This is a genomic window from Clostridium sp. 1001275B_160808_H3 (genome assembly GCF_015550425.1).
Taxonomy (GTDB): Bacteria; Bacillota; Clostridia; order Clostridiales; family Clostridiaceae; genus Clostridium.
Genome location: NZ_JADNAT010000009.1, coordinates 54355 through 75066, shown reverse-complemented (window position 1 = coordinate 75066; position 20712 = coordinate 54355). Strand labels below are relative to the sequence as shown.

Annotated in this window: 17 protein-coding genes and 2 other annotated features; of the genes, 1 reads left to right on the top strand and 16 read right to left on the bottom strand. The window is 27.6% G+C overall.

Annotation, left to right across the window (positions count from 1 at the left end; genetic code table 11):
- Positions 1 to 59: 59 nt before the first annotated feature.
- Complete coding sequence (locus tag I2A75_RS08425) at positions 60 to 1523, top strand: aminotransferase class I/II-fold pyridoxal phosphate-dependent enzyme (protein ID WP_195264030.1); 1464 nt, start codon at positions 60 to 62, stop codon at positions 1521 to 1523.
- A 103-nt stretch (positions 1524 to 1626) separates the two neighbouring features.
- Here the strand turns inward: I2A75_RS08425 and I2A75_RS08420 are convergent, their stop codons facing one another.
- The 16 genes from I2A75_RS08420 to ytxC all read right to left on the bottom strand — a co-directional run bounded on the left by I2A75_RS08420 (position 1627) and on the right by ytxC (position 20648).
- Positions 1627 to 2754, bottom strand: coding sequence for a M15 family metallopeptidase (locus tag I2A75_RS08420; protein WP_195264029.1), 1128 nt, complete (start codon positions 2752 to 2754; stop codon positions 1627 to 1629).
- A 76-nt stretch (positions 2755 to 2830) separates the two neighbouring features.
- Complete coding sequence (locus I2A75_RS08415; RefSeq protein ID WP_195264028.1) at positions 2831 to 3883, bottom strand: hypothetical protein; 1053 nt, start codon at positions 3881 to 3883, stop codon at positions 2831 to 2833.
- A 2-nt stretch (positions 3884 to 3885) separates the two neighbouring features.
- A complete protein-coding gene (locus tag I2A75_RS08410; RefSeq protein ID WP_195264027.1) occupies positions 3886 to 4335 on the bottom strand; it encodes a DUF523 domain-containing protein in 450 nt (149 codons plus the stop codon).
- Positions 4336 to 4426: 91 nt separating this feature from the next.
- A complete protein-coding gene (locus I2A75_RS08405; RefSeq protein WP_195264026.1) occupies positions 4427 to 6784 on the bottom strand; it encodes an endonuclease MutS2 in 2358 nt (785 codons plus the stop codon).
- Positions 6785 to 6804: 20 nt separating this feature from the next.
- Entirely contained in the window at positions 6805 to 7164 is a 360-nt protein-coding gene (locus tag I2A75_RS08400) for a hypothetical protein (RefSeq protein WP_195264025.1), read from the bottom strand.
- A 10-nt stretch (positions 7165 to 7174) separates the two neighbouring features.
- Positions 7175 to 9526 (bottom strand): U32 family peptidase, encoded by a 2352-nt coding sequence (locus I2A75_RS08395; protein WP_195264024.1) that lies wholly within the window; start codon positions 9524 to 9526, stop codon positions 7175 to 7177.
- Between the two features lie 164 nt (positions 9527 to 9690).
- Positions 9691 to 10548, bottom strand: coding sequence for a cell division protein ZapA (gene zapA, locus I2A75_RS08390; RefSeq protein ID WP_195264023.1), 858 nt, complete (start codon positions 10546 to 10548; stop codon positions 9691 to 9693).
- A 203-nt stretch (positions 10549 to 10751) separates the two neighbouring features.
- Positions 10752 to 11561, bottom strand: coding sequence for a DUF368 domain-containing protein (locus tag I2A75_RS08385; RefSeq protein WP_195264022.1), 810 nt, complete (start codon positions 11559 to 11561; stop codon positions 10752 to 10754).
- A 353-nt stretch (positions 11562 to 11914) separates the two neighbouring features.
- On the bottom strand, positions 11915 to 14293 hold the full coding sequence (pheT, locus tag I2A75_RS08380) for a phenylalanine--tRNA ligase subunit beta (RefSeq protein WP_195264021.1): 2379 nt from the start codon (positions 14291 to 14293) through the stop codon (positions 11915 to 11917).
- Between the two features lie 19 nt (positions 14294 to 14312).
- Positions 14313 to 15332, bottom strand: a complete 1020-nt coding sequence (gene pheS / locus I2A75_RS08375) for a phenylalanine--tRNA ligase subunit alpha (protein WP_195264020.1) — start codon at positions 15330 to 15332, stop codon at positions 14313 to 14315.
- Positions 15333 to 15380: 48 nt separating this feature from the next.
- Positions 15381 to 15608, bottom strand: a binding site (T-box leader).
- Positions 15609 to 15675: 67 nt separating this feature from the next.
- Positions 15676 to 16458, bottom strand: coding sequence for an RNA methyltransferase (locus I2A75_RS08370; protein WP_195264019.1), 783 nt, complete (start codon positions 16456 to 16458; stop codon positions 15676 to 15678).
- Between the two features lie 13 nt (positions 16459 to 16471).
- Positions 16472 to 17140, bottom strand: coding sequence for a TrkA family potassium uptake protein (locus I2A75_RS08365; RefSeq protein WP_195264018.1), 669 nt, complete (start codon positions 17138 to 17140; stop codon positions 16472 to 16474).
- Between the two features lie 13 nt (positions 17141 to 17153).
- A complete protein-coding gene (locus I2A75_RS08360; RefSeq protein WP_195264017.1) occupies positions 17154 to 18494 on the bottom strand; it encodes a TrkH family potassium uptake protein in 1341 nt (446 codons plus the stop codon).
- A gap of 256 nt (positions 18495 to 18750) precedes the next feature.
- Positions 18751 to 19110: a 50S ribosomal protein L20 gene (gene rplT, locus I2A75_RS08355; RefSeq protein ID WP_008679234.1), complete on the bottom strand. Its 360-nt coding sequence runs from the start codon at positions 19108 to 19110 to the stop codon at positions 18751 to 18753.
- Between the two features lie 20 nt (positions 19111 to 19130).
- Positions 19131 to 19328 (bottom strand): 50S ribosomal protein L35, encoded by a 198-nt coding sequence (gene rpmI, locus I2A75_RS08350; RefSeq protein WP_008679235.1) that lies wholly within the window; start codon positions 19326 to 19328, stop codon positions 19131 to 19133.
- Between the two features lie 253 nt (positions 19329 to 19581).
- Positions 19582 to 19717 (bottom strand) — a sequence feature (ribosomal protein L20 leader region).
- A gap of 40 nt (positions 19718 to 19757) precedes the next feature.
- The gene (gene ytxC / locus I2A75_RS08345; RefSeq protein ID WP_195264016.1) at positions 19758 to 20648 is read right to left on the bottom strand and encodes a putative sporulation protein YtxC; all 891 of its coding nucleotides are present in this window, start codon (positions 20646 to 20648) and stop codon (positions 19758 to 19760) included.
- Positions 20649 to 20712: the final 64 nt, after the last annotated feature.

Genomic DNA, 20712 nt, shown 5'->3' with positions numbered 1-20712 from the left:
TGTTTGTATAAAACTTATTGGATAACCAATAATAGTTATAAGAGAGAAGGTGTTCTAAATTGTATAAATTAAATCAAAACGAAACTCCTCTTTTTGATGCCCTTAAGGAGTATGTAAATAGAGAAACACTACCATTCCATGTTCCTGGACACAAGAAAGGAGTAGGTATAGATAAAGAGTTTAAGGATTTTATAGGTGAAAATCCATTTAAAATAGATGTTACGGTATTTAAACTAGTTGACAGCTTACATCATCCTACTGGTCCTATAAAAAAGGCTCAAGAATTAGTAGCAGATGCTTATAAATCACATGCTTCATTTTTCTCAATTCATGGTACATCAGGTGCTATACAAGCTATGATACTTGCAGTAGTAAATGATGGTGATAAGATAATTGTTCCTAGAAATGTACATAAATCAGTTACTTCTGGTATTATTTTAAGTGGTGCTGTTCCAGTATTTATGGAACCTGAAATTGACAAAAAATTAGGGATTGCTCATGGTGTAACTCCTGAAACTATTGAAAAAACACTTAAAGAAAATCCAGATGCTAAAGCTGTGTTAATTATAAACCCTACTTATTATGGTGTAGCTACAGACATAAAAAACATTGCTGATATAGTTCATAGTTATGATATTCCATTAATAGTTGATGAAGCCCACGGTCCTCATTTAGCATTTTCAGAAAAATTACCTATGTCAGCATTAGAAGCTGGTGCTGATATTTGTGCTCAAAGTACACATAAAATAATAGGATCACTTACTCAAGGTTCTTTATTGCATGTTAAAAGCAAATATGTAGATCCTAAAAGAGTTCAACAAATTTTAAATTTAATGCAGACAACTTCTCCTTCATACATACTAATGGCCTCTTTAGATTGTGCTAGAAGACAAATTGCATTAGAAGGAAAAGAGTTACTTGAAAAAACAATAGAACTTTGCAAGTACACTAGAGATGAGATAAATAAAATCCCTGGATTCTATTGCTTTGGTGAGGAAGTTTTAGGCAAGCCTGGTTCGTATTCATTTGATCCTACAAAGCTTACTATTTCTTCTAGAGAACTTGGAATAACAGGATTTGAACTTGATATGATTCTTTCAGATAAATATCATATTCAAATGGAGTTATCTGACTTTTATAACGTTTTAGCTGTTGGTTCATTTGGAGATACTAAAGAAGGTATGGATAGATTACTTGCTGCACTTAAAGAAATATCTAATGAGTATTATGGTAAAAATAAACCAGTTCAAGATTTCTTAGACATTCCTTCAATACCAATAAAAGTTCTTAATCCAAGAGAAGCTTTTTATAGCGATAAAATTTCAATTCCTTTAACTGAAAGCATAGGTAAAATTTCCGGTGAATTTTTACTTGCTTATCCTCCCGGAATTCCAGTACTTTGTCCTGGAGAAGAAATAACTCAAGAAGTTGTAGATTATGTTCATGATTTAAAAAGAGCTAATTTATATGTTCAGGGAACTGAAGATTTAACTGTAGAAAATATTAAAATTGTAAATAAATAAAACTTACAAAAACCTTATTTATTTATAACAAAATTAAAAACATTTTTATAAATTTCGTAAATAACAAAAAAGGTAATTTGATAAAATCAAATTACCTTTTTTATTACAATCCTAAATATTCTTCTAAAGTCAAATCATTATCTTTAAAATTTTTACTATGATCAACTCCAATATATCTAAAGTGCCATGACTCATACATATATCCCGTTTTCCATTCCTTACCTTCAGGATATCTTAAAATAAATCCATATTTATAACTATTATCTTTTAACCATTTTGCTTCATCTGTATATTTAAAGTCCTCTTCTGCCCAAAGCGATCTATCAACACCACCAATATCGAAAGCTAGTCCTGTTTGGTGCTCGCTAAATCCAGGTTTAGCAGAAAATGTGTCTGTAGGATCCTGACCATAATTAGATACATAGTTCCAATATAATCTATCTTGACTCCAATAACTTCTATAAGTTGAAAATGCATTTAAATAAATACCTTCGTTAGCCGCATCTGCTTTCATATTCTCAAATGCTTGCCTTGCTTCTGCACTTTCTCCTGGTGCAAAACTATCTGGTAGTCCAAATTCTTTGTTAACAATTAAAACTCCATTTATATATTTGGCCTCTCTTAAACTTGCATCTTCACTTGACTTTTCTTCATATGTTTCCTTTATTCGTCTTTCATTAGCAATCTTTTTAGTTTCGTTTATATAATTAATTAATGAATTTAATGTTTCTTTAGCTTGTTTATATTTTTTTTCACTAAATAATTGATTATATTCATCAATAATTTCATTAACCTTATTCATTTCTTCTTCTGAAAAACCCTTTAGGTTGTCCCCATTTATATCATTAAACATATTTTCAAGTTCTATTTGATTAGAAGCACTTAATTCATTTATTTTTGATTTTAGATTTGAAATTAAACTTTCTAACTCTTCAGTTATTCCTTTAGACATATTCTTTTCAATATTTTCTATGAATGTATTAACTTCATTTAAGTTTTCATCTGTAGTATATATATTGTTAAAACTATCTTTAATAGCTTTAAAGTCATTTAAAGCTCCCATTTGAAGAGTAAACTTTTCATTCGCTTCTGTTTCTGAATTCAATAAACTAAAGTGTTTAAATTTAATAGGTGTATATAAAAAAATTCCAATTATAACTCCAAAAATAGTTAATGAAGTAATTCTTCGTTTTAACATTTTCCTTTTTCTACTTGTTTTATTATTTTTCAAAATTTATCCTCCATTACTTTTCAGCATTCATAAGCATACATAAAATAAAAATATAATTTATATTTTTATAAGATAATTACTCATTTAACAAACTCTTAATTTTTTCTCTCAAATTTTTATCTAAGGAATATTCACTTAAATAATATAGTTTGCTATTTATATCAGCATCATTATTATCTAATGTAAAATAAGTTATTGCTGCATCAATCCTTAAAGAATCATCAATCTTATCAATTGAAATAGTTCTTGGATCATCTTCTTCTATCATCATAATTTCTTCTAAATTTATTGTATTATTTCCCATAGCTATTGCTTTTAGAAATTTTAAATGTCCTTTAGTAAATCTTTCTGCAGCATTTATTAAATGTTTTAATGTTCTATAAGCATTTCTTATTTCTCCATTTTTTACGAAGCTCTTATAAAAATGTTGTATTAATCCAATTACTTGATTATTTTCCTTGATCTGAGACATAAATCCTAAAATAATAATTTTATTTTCATCATTAAAAGCAATTAAATTATTCATAATTGAATTAATTATCTCATCTGTTTTTACATTTTCACTAGCTAACTTGCATAATAAATTTGTAGCCTTTAAATTTAAATTTGAATTCCTTTGAGAAACTCTTTCTAAAATAGGAACTGCTTCTTCCTTGTAGCTATAAATTATCATTAATACTGAATTTTCAACAACTATAGACCACTCTCCTATTTCATCGTACTTATCTATAAACCTACTTGGCTTATGTATTTTTCCATTTAAGTAATTTGGTAATTCACTTAAATATTCTCTACCTATATTATTTGCTGCTTCTCTTGCTGCTACCCTAACTTGATTAAAATCATCATATAGTTCAATTACCTTCAAAATTTCACTGCTAATTAAACTATCTATTTCTTCTTTTGATAGTTTAACCTGTTCTTTTAAATTTATTTCTTCAAAATTTTGAATAGAATTTTTTTCTTCTTTCAAATCTATTTCTTCTTTATAATTAATTTCTATTTCATAATTATTATCCTTTGAATCATCTATATATTCTTCATATTCTTCATATTCTTCATATTCTTCATCATAATCATCTTCAAATTCTTTTCTTTTTGCTCTTTTAAAAATGTCTAGTATCCCCATAATTATTCTCCTTCCAAATCAATATCACTTATAACATCTATTCCATTTTTTTTTAAAATAGTAGCTGTCAAACCTTTTCCCTTTATTTTCGTTCCATTAAAATTCCCATCATAAACATAATTAACTCCGCATGATGGACTTCCTTCCTTTAAAATGGCCTTATTTATATTACTTAATTTTGCTATATGTAAAGTTTCATATGCTCCCTTTAAAAACTCTTTGGTAACATCTAAACCTTCTTTAGTTATAATTTTATGATTACCATTTAAAATTCCTTCTGAATCTCCTTGAATTTCTGCAGGAGTTCTAGGTGTAGGAAGTCCTCCGAGTTGTTCAGGACATATCAATATGGCTTTACCTTCTTTAAAAAGATCCAAGCACTTACTATTTACGTTATTACCGCCATTATACTTACAATTAATCCCACATAAACAACTGCTTATAAGATACATATATACACCTCTTTTCCTATATAATTATAGCATAAAAAAAGACTCTAAAACACGAGTCTTTTCTTATCTTAATAGTATTTTAATTATTATTTTATTTAAGAATTGCTATTGTTACTCCATCTCCACCTTCACCATATTCGCCTAATCTATAGCTTTTAACATGAGGATGTCTTTTTAACATGTCATTTATAGCTTTTCTTAAAACTCCTGTTCCTTTTCCATGAACTATTGTTACCTCTCCTAAATTAGCCATATATGCTTCATCTAAATATTTATCTGCTTTGTAACAAGCTTCTTCTGCATCCATCCCTCTTAAATCGACTCTATTTTCTACTGATTTTAAGTTTAACTTAAGCTCTCTTTTCTTCTTTTCTTTTTTAGTTGGTGCATTATTAACTTTTCTTAAATCTTTCAACTTAACATTTATCTTCATTATACCTGCTTCTACTTGAACTTCTCCCCTTGAATCAGGCATTGAAATAATTATTACATTTTGATTTAAAGAAGGTAAATATGCATCCATTCCTAAAATTACTTTTTCAATGACTTCTCCTGTATTTTCTCTTGTTTTATATAATGATTCTTCTTTCTTTTCTAAACTATCTTTAAGTTTTTTTCTTTCTTCTTCTAATCTAGCTCTACCACCTTGAGAAATTCCGAGTTTCTCAAGTTCTCTCATTGCCTTTAAGATTTCATCTGCTTCATCTTTTGCTTTTGCTATAATATCCTTTGCTTCTCTTCTTGCTTCATTATAAGCTTTATCTCTAACTTCCTCTAATTTTTTAAACTTTTCATCGTACTTCTTTTTAAGTTCTTCCGCTTCTGTTTTTATTCTTTTAGCTTCTCTTGCATCTCTATTAGCTAAAATACTTTTTTCTTGAAGATCCCTTATTAAATCTTCAAATTGAAGGTTTTCTGATGAAATATTACTTTTAGCTTTATTTATTACATCATCTTGAAGTCCTAATCTCTTTGAAATTTCAAATGCATTTGATTTTCCAGGAACACCTATTAAAAGCCTATATGTAGGTCTTAATGTTTCAACGTCAAATTCAACAGATGCATTTTCAATTCCAGGAGTTCTTAAAGCGTATCCTTTTAATTCGCTATAGTGTGTTGTTGCTATTAATCTAGATCCTTGATCTCTCAATGTATCTATTATAGCTATTGCTAGTGCTGCTCCTTCAACAGGATCAGTTCCTGATCCTAATTCATCAAATAAAACTAATGAGCTATCATCTGCTTCTTTCATTATTTTTACTATATTTGTCATATGAGATGAAAAAGTAGATAATGATTGTTCTATACTTTGCTCATCTCCTATATCTGCAAATATCTTTGTGAAAAAGCTTATACTTGAAGCATCTTTTGCTGGAATTAAAAGCCCACTAAGGCCCATTAAATGCAGTAATCCAACAGTCTTTAATGTTACAGTTTTACCTCCAGTATTAGGTCCAGTAATCATTAAAGTATTAAATTCTTTACCTAAATAAATATCAGAAGGCACAACTATCTTAGGGTCAATTAATGGATGTCTTCCTTGAATTATGTCAAAGCTTCTATCTTCATTAACTTCTGGGCAAATGGCATTTAAACTAGACGCATATTTCCCTTTTGCAAATATAAAATCTAATTCTGTAAGAATTTTATAATTAGATTCTACAGTTTCAATGTTTTCATAAACCTTATTAGATAAATCCATTAATATTCTTTCTATTTCTGCTTTTTCTTTTAATTTAAGTTCCTTTATTTCATTATTTAAATTTACAAGGCTCATAGGCTCAATAAATAATGTTGCTCCAGTTGAACTTTGATCATGTACAAGACCTGGAACTGCTCCCTTATATTCAGCTTTTACAGGTAAAACATACCTATCTCCTCTCATTGTATATAAAGCATCTTGAAGGTACTTTGCATTTGCTCTTACAATTGAATTTATTTTATCTCTTACAGAAGAATTCTTTTCTTTTAAACTTCTTCTTATTCCATTTAATGTACTACTTGCTTTATCACTTATTTCCTCTTCAGAAATTATAGACATTTCTATAATTTCTTCAAGATTTTTTATAGGGGTTAATATATATGCCAAATCTTCTAAAATTATATGAGGAACTTCATCTTCTCTTCTAGCTATATATTCCTTAAATCTTCTTGAACATTTAAGCATACCACCAATTCTTAATAGCTGTCCTGCTGATAATACCCCTCCCTTTTTAGCTCTTTCTACTCCTTCTCTAACATCAAATAATCCTTCAAATGGAGGATTTCCTTTTGTTATTAATAAATCTAGTGCTTCATTACTTTCTTTAAGCTTATTTTTAACTTCAAATACAGTATCATAAGGTATAAGATTATCTATAAGATTTTTCCCTCCATGTGTTACTGCATATTCTTTTAATTTTTCTTTTATTTTATTAAATTCTAATACTCTAAGAGTTCTTTCTTCCATAATATCTCCTCTTCATTACCCTAGCCTTTAATTTTATTTAATAAATTAACTATTCCTCTATTAAAATTATTATAGTTATATGTAGCTAAGAATGCTGAAATTAGCACATATAAATTACTTATAACTGCAAATGTATTAATTGCAATCTTATTATCATTTTCTCTAATCAATATAGCTAATAAAAATAATGTTACTCCTATAGCAATCATTATAATTTGATTTTTCCAAAGATCTTTTAATAGTTTACTAAATTCTCTTCTATATTCAAGAGTTGTATTTACTATTTCAATATTCTTTTTAAATTTTCTACTTCCTAATATAACCAGCAAATTTAATAAAACTACTCCTAAAAGTAAATATTTAAGTACTGTAATACTCATATCTTCGCCTCTATTCTATCCCTCTTCTATAATGACCTTTTGTATAATTATTAGTATTGACTTTTTCTTCTCCTCTTATCATTCTAAGTACCTTTTTTACTTCATTCGAACTTTCATCCCTAAATTCAACTCTAAAAGAATTTACTCCAAGATTTTTTAAATCCTCTTTTTCTTCAATAAGATTCAATGGATGAGGATTTAAAATATAGCTTCTACAAAAAATATCAGTCATTACTCTAAACTTTTCATTCATTCTATCTATTAGTGTAAACTCATCCCTTGTACATGCCAGATTACAGTCGCTGCAAGATGACTTTTCACCAAAAGTACTTCCAATAGGACAATATTCACTTATCATAAGCTCAGTTTTACCATATATTATTCCTTGTACATTCCCCTTATTTTCCTTTAACATATGTTTAATTTCTTTTCTATTAAGCTCTAAACTTAATGTAGGAATATTGATTTCATTTTGATAAAACTTTAAAGCTTCTGAATTTATTATATTCAGTTTATAATCACCTATTATCATCATTTCATTTTGATATTTACGAATTACTCCAACATTAACAGTCACTATACCTTTAATATATTCTTTTACCTTTTCTATTATATTTATTACATTATTAAATTCACTTTTAATTATATTTGGAACTTTTAAATATATGTTTAGATTTTTATTTTGAGATACTTCTATTAGATCTTTAACCTTTATAGCATCCTTATCTCTATTAAACACATCAACTATTATATCCTTAATTCCTTCTTCTATTAAGGTATCAAGTTGTTCTCTAGTAATACATTGATATACTATCTCTAAATTGATGTCATTACTTTTAATATTATTAATTTTTTCTAATTTTTGTGGTCTTTTTCTTCTAAATGATTTCGTAATAGATTTTTGAATTCCTTCTAAAGCTTCTCTTCTGAAGTTATTTAAATCACTAACTCTTATAAATCCCTCTTCAAAAGATTCAAAGTTAACTTCATCTATTTTAAAAGTACACTCCCCTGATTTACTTAAAGCTTCTATAACTCTATCTTTTTCTAAAGGTCTCTTTTCTGCCTTTTCAATAACTTCACCTAAGAATTCATAATTCTTATTATTATATTCTATTCTCATCTTTAATGGTTCTGAAACCTTAAAAGTAACCTCAGCCTTTAATGAAATCTTTCTATTATATGGTTTTATAGAATCCTCCAAAGAATCAAATAGCTTTTTATCTAATGATTTAAATATCTCATCGCCTACCTTATAAGCAGTTGGAAATATTTTAACTTTTTCTCCTCTTTTGGCTTCTTTTACTTCTTTTCCATTAGCAATAATTTTATTTATTGAAAAGCCACTTTCCCTAAATCTAAATCCATCACCTAATGCAATATCTTCTTTTAAAACTATTTCTCCATTTTTTTCTATTCTACCTAGAGGTACTCCAGTATTTCTTGGATGCTTAAAGCTCATCATATCCCTGCCAACATTTTTATGTAAATAAGCTTTAGAAAATCCTCCTCTATTAAATAGTTGAAGTAACTCTCTTTTTCCCTTACTAACATTATATTCAGTATCATATAATTCTTTTTCTACTGCATTTTTATAATTTTCTACTACTCCTGCAACATATTCTGGTCTTTTCATTCTTCCTTCTATTTTTAATGAATATGTTCCTGAATCTATAATATCTTTAATATCTTCTATTGTACATGTATCCTTAGGACTTAGAAGATACGCCTTTCTTTCTCCAGCTGTATTTCCCTTTAATGTATATTCCATTCTGCAAGGTTGTGCACATCTACCTCTATTTCCACTTCTACCACCTATCATAGAGCTCATAAGACATTGTCCAGAGTATGATATACATAATGCACCATGAACAAATATTTCTGTTTCTATTCCTAAATCTTTAGAAATATATTTAACTTCATCTACAGATAATTCTCTAGATAAAACTATCCTATGAAAACCTCTTTCTTTAAAAAATAGCGCACCTTCTCCATTATGTATTGTCATTTGTGTAGATGCATGTATTTCAAAACCTGGATAATCTTCCTTTATTCTTTTAAATAACCCTAAGTCCTGAAGTATTATTGCATCTACTCCTATTTCATATAAAAAACCTACATATCTAACAGCTTCTTCTAGTTCATTTTCCTTCAATATAGTATTTAATGTTACATAAACCTTAGCTCCATAGCTATGTACATAATCAACAGCTTTTATCATATTATCATTATCAAAGTTAGATGCATATGCTCTGGCTGAAAATTTATTCCCACCTAAATAAACTGCATCTGCACCTTTATTCATTGCTGCAACAAGACTTTCCATGCTCCCTGCCGGAGCTAAAATTTCTATCTTTTTCATAAATACTTCTCCTAAACTTTAGTTTCTTATGCTTTTATCTTTCTTAAATATATATATCATAAATTCTAACTTTTTTCTATTATAGTTTTAAACTTACTCTCTAAATATAAAAAACAGCTTAATTAATAGGAATCAAGCTGTTTAAAACATCATATACATTATAATTAAACATCTTTAAGTAAGACATTTTTTTGCTTTTTTTCACAGGCTAGCTTTACTTGTATATCAATCAATTTTTTTTCTAAATCTAAAACTTTATATTTTGAATTTTGTAGTTGGAATTTTATTTCTTTATTTCTTTGCTTTAACAAATCTTTTTCTGCTTTTGTCTTTTTAAAATCATCTTCCATTATCTTGCACTCTTCGTTAAGCTTAATAAACTTTTCTTTATAGCCAACCTCATTATTCTTTAATAATCCATTAGTTTCTTTTAAGTTATCTAACTCTTTATAGCAGTTCTCTACTTCTTCTCTTAAACTTAAATTTTCATCTTTTAAAGAATCTATTTCTAATTTTAAAGAATCTTTTTCATTTATCTCTACTTCTTTAGCACTTATTTCTTCCTCTAATTTTGATATTTTTTCTCTTAAAAGATTATTTTCTTCATTTTCATTTTCAAGAAGTGTAACTTTGGTTTTTATTTCTTCTGCCTCTAGAAGCTTTTTATTTAATTCATCTATTATTTGATTTAGTTTATCAATTTCTCTTGAGCTATTAAATTCTATCCCCTCAACCTCTTCTCTAATTTCTTTTATTCTCTCCTTCAGTGTCAAGTTTCTTTCATCTAAAGAAGTATTTTTCTTCATTAGTCCTTCTATTTCTATATCTGCTTTAAATAGTTCGTCTGCTATATTTAACGCAACAAGAGTAGCGGCTGCTGTAGAACTTAGCTTTCTATTGTTTGCCATAATATCTTTCACTTTTCCATCTACATATCTTGCTACTTCTAATAAGTATTCTTCATTTTCTCTTCCCTTTAGATTGTATTCAATCCCATTTATCTTTATAGTTACAGTATTCATAATACACCTCGTTAACATAATAATATACCTAATTTAATTTTAACATAAATATTCCAAAGAATGTATATATGTTGCAATAAAGATTTAAATTTAACTAAAAATATACAATTGATTACTATGTTTGCTTAACTGAAAGAGTTATTTTAAAAATAAAAAGATATTTTAGACTTAATAATATAAAAACCTAAAATATCCTTTGTTATTTATATTTCACTTCTTCCTATAACATAAGCAATAACAAATCCTACTATTAAGGAAATAATAGATACTATCCCCATTAACCCAAATGTAAAACCTGGATAAATTACAAATACTGAACCTACTACTAACCCAAAAATTATGCAGTAAGCAGTTTGAGGATACTTATTAAATATTTTTTCTATAAGTTTAGTCATTAATAAAAATCCACCAACAACTCCTACTCCAACAATAGCCATATTTACGATATCAAAGTTTTTTACTATTTCTATTATCGGTTCATACAAACCTATTAATAATAATATAAATGAACCACTTATTCCAGGTAATATCATTGTTGCAGCTGCAATAAATCCAGCTACAAAGAATCCTATTGCATTAGGCTTAAATATTGAGCTTAAAAATGCGGCATCAGGATTTATTTTTTCTAATAACCCTAGTCCAGCAACAATTATAAATCCTATTACTAATCCTATCCAATTTCCACCACTTACTTTTGTTTCTGTTGCTTTTTTTAATAATAATGGTGCTGTACCTAATATTAATCCAATAAAGAAAAAGTTAGTTTGTTCATTATAACTTTTAAGTAAATAATCAATTAAATTAGTAAATAATAATATTCCTACTACAGCTCCAATACCAAGAGAGGCTAAAAATAACATATTTTTCTTTATATCTTTAAAGAAGTTATTAACAGAATATATTATTTTATCGTAAATCCCCATTACAACAGCCATAGTTCCACCACTTACTCCTGGAATAACATTTGATACTCCTATAACCATTCCTTTTAATACATTAATTAAATAATTCATATTTTTCTCCTTTACATAAATATAAATATGTTTTATTTTATCACAAATTTTATACTGTAAAAAATATATTATATATAAATATTTCAACTTATAATATACAAAATTCAAGTAATAATATAATGAATAGTTAAGATATATTTTTTGTTTAAATAAAATGGTTTATTTCCTTTTATGTATGTTTCCAAATAGCAACTATATATTGGATATTAATTATTTAAATAAAATTTTAGTAATTAAATGTTTATTGTATAATTATATAAAAATAATAAAGCTGTATTTTAAGAATTTTTCTTATAATACAGCTTATTAATCTTCTTATATAAATTTATTTATTATATAAATAAATTTATACATTATCTTAAAGTAGCACCTAATTTATACTCAAGACTTCTTAATATTTTATCATGAACTTTATTAACATCATTATCTGTAAGCGTCTTTTTCTCATCTCTATATGCAATTGCATAAGCTATACTCTTTTTACCTTCTGGTATTTGAGTTCCTTTGTAAATATCAAATAATTTTACTTTTTCAACTAAGTTTCCACCAGCTTTTTTAATAGTATCTTCTATTTCTTGCACTAATACTTCATCATTTACTAATAAAGCTATATCTCTTGTAACTGCTGGGAACTTTGGAAGTGGCTTATATTTCTTAGTTGTTTCAGCACTATTAAATAATAAATCTAAATCTAATTCAGCTAAATAGCAATTAACATCAACGCCATAGTTTTCTGAAACGTCAGGGTGAACTTCACCTAATACCCCTACTTTTGATTTACCAATCATTAAAGCAGCAGTTTTACCTGGGTGATAGCTAGGATTTTCAGCTTCACGAGCAAATGTTACTTTATTTAAACCTAAAGCTTCAACAATATTTTCTACAACTCCCTTTAAATCTAAATAATCGCAGTTTCCATACATACCAATTGTTAATATATTCTTTTCAGTTGGAAGAACAGTTTCATCTTCATTTGGTATATATATCTTACCAACCTCAAATAATCTAGCATATTCATTATTTCTTGAATAGTTTCTTCCTAAAGATTCCATCATTGAATGAATAGTAGTTGTTCTCATTACAGAATAATCTTCGCCAAGTGGATTTTTAATCTTTACAACATTTCTTAGCTCACTATTTTCTGGTAAATTGATTTTATCAAAAACTTTAGGTGATACAAAAGAATAGCTTATAGATTGATTTAATCCACTTCCTATCATAGTATTTATAACTTCTTCAGTTAATATTTCATTTTTATATTTAGGCTCTCTTTCAGTAGATACCTTAAATATTGTAGTTGGAATCTTATCATATCCATATATTCTTGCAACTTCTTCAGCTATATCTTCTTTAATTGCTATATCAATTCTAAATGTTGGTATATTTATAACTAAATCATCATTTACAACTTCTGTTTTTAAATCTAAAGAATCAAGATATTTTTTCATATCTTCTTTTGCTATTTCTGTTCCTAAAAATTTATTTATCCAGTTAGAATCTACTGTAATATTTCCTTCTTCTTTCTTTTGAGTATATACATCAATAGTTCCTTCCATTACTTCACCACATCCAAGCTCGCAGATTAAAGCACAAGCTCTATCTATTGCAAGACTTGCAAGATTTGGATCTATATCTTTTTCAAATCTTGATGAACTTTCAGTTCTTAAGTTAAGTTTTTTAGAGTTAACTCTTATATTAGTTCCATCAAAGTTTGCACATTCAAAAATAACTTCAGTTGTATCTTCTTTAATTTCTGAATTTAATCCACCCATTATTCCTGCTAAAGCTATAGTTTTATCTCCATCTTTTATGCATAAGAAGCTAGAATCTAAGTTTCTTTCAGTTTCATCTAAAGTAACGAAAGTTTCTCCATCTTTAGCTCTTTCTACAACTATTTTTCCACTTTGAATTTCTCTTGCATCAAAAGCATGCATTGGTTCCCCAAGTTCTAACATTACAAAATTAGTTATATCAACTATATTGTTTATAGGTCTAACCCCAGCTTCTAATAGTCTTTCTTGCATCCAACCTGGTGAAGGCATAACCTTAACATTTTTAACTCCTCTTGCCATGTATCTTCTACATAAAGAATCTTTAACTTCAACTTTTAATTTATCATTAATATTTTCAGAATTCTTTACTTCATAGTTGAAATTTGGCATTTTATAAGATGTAGAAAGAGTTGCTGCAGTTTCTCTTGCCATCCCAACTATACTTAAGCAATCTGGTCTATTTGAAGTTATTTCAAAATCTAATATAGATTTGTTAAGACCTAAATATTTTTTAATATCCATCCCTAGCGGTGCATCTTTAGGTAAAATCATTAAACCATGAACTGGTTCATCGCCAGCTATTCCAAGTTCTTCTTCTGAACAGAACATACCATTAGACACTACCCCTCTAAGTTTACCTTTCTTAATTTCTGTTCCATCTGCTAAAATTGATTTATGAAGTGCAACTGGTACTACGTCATCTTCCTTCATATTTGTTGCAGCTGTAACAATTTGAATCTTTTCATCTGCTCCAATATCAACTTGGCACACCTTTAATTTATCAGCATCTGGATGTGTAGTTATCTCAACGATTTTTCCAGTAACTACATTTTTAATTACATCCCCTTGAGTAATAACTTCTTCTACTGCTGAACCTGTTAATGTTAATCTATCTCCAAGCTCTTTTGCATCTATATTCACTTCAACATAATCTTTTAACCAATTAAATGGTACTTTCATCTTTTTTTACCTCCTCTAATTAAAATTGATTTAAAAATCTCATATCACTTTCGTATAATAGTCTGATGTCATCTATTCCATATTTAAGCATAACCATTCTATCAACGCCAAATCCGAAGGCAAATCCGCTATAAACTTCTGGGTCTATACCACAATTTCTTAATACTTGTGGATGAACCATTCCACAACCTAAAAGTTCTATCCATCCACTTCCTTTACAAACTCTACATCCTTTACCTTCACATACGAAGCAAGTTGCATCCATTTCTGCTGAAGGTTCTGTAAATGGGAAGTGGTGAGGTCTAAATTTAGTTTTAACCTTATCTCCAAACATCTTCTTTGCAAAAAGCTCTAGAGTTCCTTTTAAATCTGCAAATGTAACTCCCTTATCAATAACTAATCCTTCCATTTGATAGAATATAGGTGAGTGAGTTGCATCAACTGCATCTGATCTATATACTTTACCTGGCGCTATCATTTTTATTGGTGGAGCTTGATTTTCCATAACTCTAATTTGAACTGGTGAAGTTTGTGTTCTTAATACTAAATTATCATTTATATAAAAAGTATCTTGCTCACTTCTTGCTGGGTGATCCTTTGGAATATTTAAGGCTTCAAAATTATAATGATCTAATTCTACTTCTGGTCCTTCTTCTACTGTAAAACCCATTGATATAAAGATACTCTTCATACTTTCTAGAGTTAAATCTAATGGATGTCTCTTACCAATTAAGTTCTTTTTTCCTGGAAGAGATATATCTATAACTTCAGATGCTAATTTAGCATTTTTTTCTTTTTCCTTAATTCCTCTTGATATTTCTTCAATTCTATCTTCAACTTCTTTTTTTACTACATTTACAAGCTTTCCTACTATTGGTCTTTCTTCTTGAGATAATGATCCCATTCCTCTTAATATAGTAGTTAGCTCTCCTTTTTTACCCAAATATTTTACTCTTATTTCTTCTAATTCTGAGCTAGTGTTGACATTTGTTAATTCATTAAATGCATTTTCTTTAATAGCCATTAACTTTTCTTGCATATTTGTTCCTCCTTTTTGATTAAAATAAAAAAACTCCGTCCCCTATATAAAAGGGACGAAGTGCCGCGTTACCACCCTAATTGGTTATAAAATTTTGTAATTTTATAACCCAACTCAAATTTAAATAACGGATAAAACCGCTAGAAACTACTGTTAATTTCACTTCTAGGACTCCTGAGGGAACTTCAATATAAATTTCTTTAAAATAGCTTCCAGTCTTAGACTATTTCTCCCTGCAAAGTCCTTTATATCTACTTTCTCATTCACAGTCTTTTTATATTTAATTTATAATTTATTATACAAATAAACTTTATTAATTTCAATAGAAAGTTTCTATTTATTTCTATATTAAATTTTGTCTTACTTTTTCAAATAAAATTATGGATGTTGCTACTGCTACATTTAAAGATTCCGCTCCACCTGGCATTGGAATTTTAACTTTTTTATTTGCAAGTTCAAAAAGTTCATTGCTTATTCCATTACCTTCATTACCTACAGCTAACATAATCTTTCCACTTAAATCTTCTTCAAAAAAGTTTTTAGATTCCTCAAGAGATGTTGTTACTAATGAAACTCCACTATATTTAAGTTCTTTAATAATACTAAAATCTTCATTATCATAAAAAATTGGAACATAAAATATAGATCCCATAGTAGATCTTATTGTTTTATCATTATAAATATCTACAGTTCCTTTTGTAAGTATTATTCCATCTACTCCAGCTGCATGACCAGTTCTTATTATAGTGCCCAAATTGCCAGGATCTTGAACCTTATCACATACCAAGAAAAACTTACCTTTTAAATCAATAGACATTTCTTTATTTTTAACAACAGCTACAATTCCTTGAGGATGCTCTGTAGAAGATATTTGTGAAAATAAATTATTTGAAAAAACATATATATTATTACCATTAATAGTTTCTTTTAAACTGCTACTATTAAATTTTTCCTCATCACCCTGAGATAAAACTATATATTCTACTTCCATATTAGCTTTCACAGCTTCTTCTATTAATCTAAATCCTTCTAAAATAAATTTACCTTCTTTTTGTCTAAATCTTCTTTCCTTAAGTTTTTTTGTAGACTTAAAAAAATTATTATCCTTACTTTCTATATAAATCAAAATTTACACCTCGTTAATTTGATTTAGCTATCATACCTTCTAATCTATTTAGATCTTCTGCTGATCCTATAGCAACAATTACGTCATTATCTTCAACTATATCTTCTGCTGATGGTGATAAATTAACATCATCACCTCTTTTAATTGCCATAACGTTTATTCCATATTTACTTCTAAGTCTTAATTCATTTAGAGTTTTGCCTGACCATTCATCTAAAGCTTGAATTTCCATAACGCTGTAATCTTCTGAAAGTTCAATATAATCTAATATATTTGCAGAAACTAAATTATGAGCAACTCTTACTCCCATATCTTTTTCTGGTAGTACAACTCTATCTGCTCCTATCTTATAAAGAACTTTTGCATGTAAATCGCTATGCCCTTTAGCTATAATATATTTAACTCCTAATTCTTTTACTAATAACGTAGCCATAATACTTGATTGAATATTATCACCTATAGTAACTACTGCTACATCAAAATTTCTTATTCCTAATGCTCTTAAAGCATTTTCATCTGTTGCATCTAGCTGTACAGCATGTGTAACACTATCAGCTATTTCCTGTACTATATCTTCATCTCTATCTATTGCTAACACATCATTACCTAAAGAATATAAGGTTTTTGCTATTGAAGACCCAAATCTTCCAAGTCCTATAATTACAAATTGTTTGTTAGACAATTGAATTCATCTCCTAACCAATCAAAATTTTTCCTTCTGGATATTTATAACCAGATTTTTTACGTTTTCTTGTTAATGCAAGCATTACAGTAAGAGGACCAACTCTTCCAAAATACATCATAAGCATAATTAAAATTTTACCTATAGAACTTAGGTTAGGAGTAAGACCTAATGTTAAACCTACAGTTCCAAATGCAGATGTTGTCTCATACAACAAGTCTATAAAGCTAGAGCCAACTTCAGTATAAGATAAAATCATTGTTGCAAATATTACTAAAGATACTCCTATAAATAATAATGTAAATGACTTATATACGATTTCTTTTGTAAATCTTCGTCCAAACACTTCAGTATCTTCTCTTCCTTTTATTACACATATAACAGTTAATACTAATATACCGAAAGTTACTGTCTTCAAACCACCTGCAGTTGATCCAGGAGACCCTCCAATAAACATTAATATTATAGTTAAGAATTTACTTGCTAAAGTCATACCACTAGTTGATACACTATTAAATCCTGCAGTTCTCGGGCTAACAGATGCAAAAAATGAATTTAATAGTTTATCTTTAATATTCATATTTGCTATTGTTTCAACGTTATTATATTCAAATATAAACATTAAGATTGCTCCACCGAATACTAATATTGCCGTAGTTATTAGTACTAATTTAGAGTGAAGTGACAATTTCTTAATCCCTTTAAATTCATATATTTCTAAAAGAACTGTAAAGCCTAATCCTCCAATTATTATTAGCGCACTTATTACTAAAATCACTACGCTATTACTTGAATACCCTACAAGGCTTGTTCCAAGCAAATCAAATCCTGCATTACAAAAGGCTGAAATTGAATGGAAAACACTGTAAAACATACCTCGAGCAATACCATATTCAGGCACAAATTGAGTTGATAACAATAAGGCTCCAAAAAATTGGACTGATACAGTAAAAACTAAAACATACTTAACCATTTTTACAAGACCTTGAATTGAATATGTGTTCATTGCTTCTTGCATAACAAGTCTTTCTCTTAAAGTTATTTTCTTACCTAATATCAAGGATATAAGAACTGCAAAAGACATAAATCCAAGCCCACCAATTTCTATCAATGTCATAATAACACTTTGCCCAAAAACACTCCAATGTGTACTAGTATCTAATGTTATTAATCCAGTTACACATACTGCAGATGTAGATGTAAAAATAGCATCTAAAAAATTAGTTGGCTCACCTGTTCTCGATGAAATAGGTAGAGATAGTATAATTCCACCTATTAAAATTGCTATTAAGAATCCTAATGCTAATATTTGAACTCCTTTTAGCCTAAATTTTTTTTTCAAACTAAACTGCATATCTTCACCTCTTAGATATACTAACTATATATATTTAAATTAATAATCATATAATTAATATTAGTATAGTATAAATTAAATTATTTAAAGAAAATATAGTTATTATTTTTATATAAATTATTAACATAACTTTATAAAAATCATATTAAATATTATATTTTTATAATTTATATTCTAATATTAATTATTATAAACTGTTTATATATATATTATTTATATTTATTTACAAAAAATGCGACCCTATGGTCGCAATAGATTATTTGTTTAGTTGGCTTTTTGCTACTTCTACTAAATCTGCAAATGCCTTAGGATCATTTATAGCTATTTCTGATAACATTTTTCTGTTCATATCAATTCCAGCTAACTTGATTCCATTTATGAATTTTGAATATGAAAGACCATTCATTCTTGTAGCAGCATTAATTCTTGCTATCCATAGTCTTCTGAAATCTCTCTTCTTTAATCTTCTTCCAACATAAGCATTTCTTAAAGCTCTTATTACTGATTCATTAGCAGTTTTAAATAATCTGCTCTTTCCACCATAATAACCTTTTGCAAGCTTTAACACTTTTTTATGATTTTTACGTGAATTTACTGCTCTTTTAACTCTTGCCATGTTTCAAACCTCCTACTATCTTATAAATATGGTAATAATTTCTTCATTGCTTTTTCTTGAGTAGTTGAAACATAAGCAGTTTTTCTTAAGTTTCTCTTTCTCTTAGAGCTTTTCTTTGTTAAGATATGACTCTTGAAAGCTTTTGCTCTTTTTAACTTTCCTGTACCTGTTTTTTTAAATCTTTTTGCTGCACCTCTGTGCGTTTTCATTTTTGGCATAATAAAATCCTCCTCTCAGATTATGCTATATTAAGGGGAATAAAAACTAATAATAAAAAATATCATAAATCAATTAGAAAAATATTTACTTAATAATTTTCTGATCTTTATTGACCCCTTAACTGTAAGTAGTAATTTTAAATTAACTCTATTATATCGAATTATTTAGAATCACTTTTAAATTGCATTTTATGCATCTCTAATAATGCTAAATATTAAACCTCTTTTTTATCTTGTAACTTACTATATTTAGACAAAATAAAAAAGACAGCAATATGCCGTCCTCATAATACTCACGCTTTAATTTAAATAATAAATTAAAATAAGAATATACTACCTTACTAAGCTCTGCCGTAAGGTGAGAAACGGCTTTGTTTCTTCTTAACACTTGTAATTATATTATCTGTCAAAAAACTTGTCAACATAATTTTAAAATTTAACTTGTTTTTCTATACATAAAGAACACCCAGTGCAATAGCTTACCTTATCTTCAAATACATTTTCTATAGTATCTATAAATTCTTTATTTAAGCAATTTTTCTTTCCATGTATTATTACTTTTTTAGGAGCATTAGTTATTAATCCACTTATTATTATATCTTCCATCTTCGCATCTGTATCTATTCTACACTCCACTAATTCTTTCATAAATTCATTAAATATATCCTCTTTATTTTTATCTTTTATTGAGTAATTGCCAATTTCATCGATTAATATATTTACTTCATCTATTTTACTTTCTTGAATATCTACAAAATATTTTAGTAATTTAACAAATTCCCTATATTCTTTTTCTACCATGTAGCTTTCAATAACCTTATCTATTATGTTTTCTATATCTTCCCTTAACTCTTTCATTCTAAATCTGATAAATCCATTTATATTTATTTCAGAATTTTCTTCTAAACAATTTTTAATTTTTTCTATAATACTATTCATTTTATTCATACAATAAATCAAGTTATCAAACTTTAATGATTCTTCACCTAATAATACTTTCATAATTTCCTCTTCAACTTCTATTACTTCCTCTTGTTTAAGAAAGAAATAATTTTCAGTTAAAAAATCAAAAATTTCTTTATCTTTATATTCCTCTATAACAATTTTGTATAACACATTACTTATATATAAATTTATGATATCTTTTATTCTTTTATTATAACTATCATCATCACATAATATTTTAACTATATGATTATCAAGTTCCACACTTTCTACTATCCCAATCTTTATGTCTTTTTTCTTTAGAATAGTCCTTAATTCCTGAATTTCACTTACAAAGTCTAGATCGTCGTTATAAACAAGCTTTAGTACAAGCATGGATTCCACTCCCTTCCTAGTAATAGTATGTATAAATTTTAAAACTATATTCAAAAAATATTTC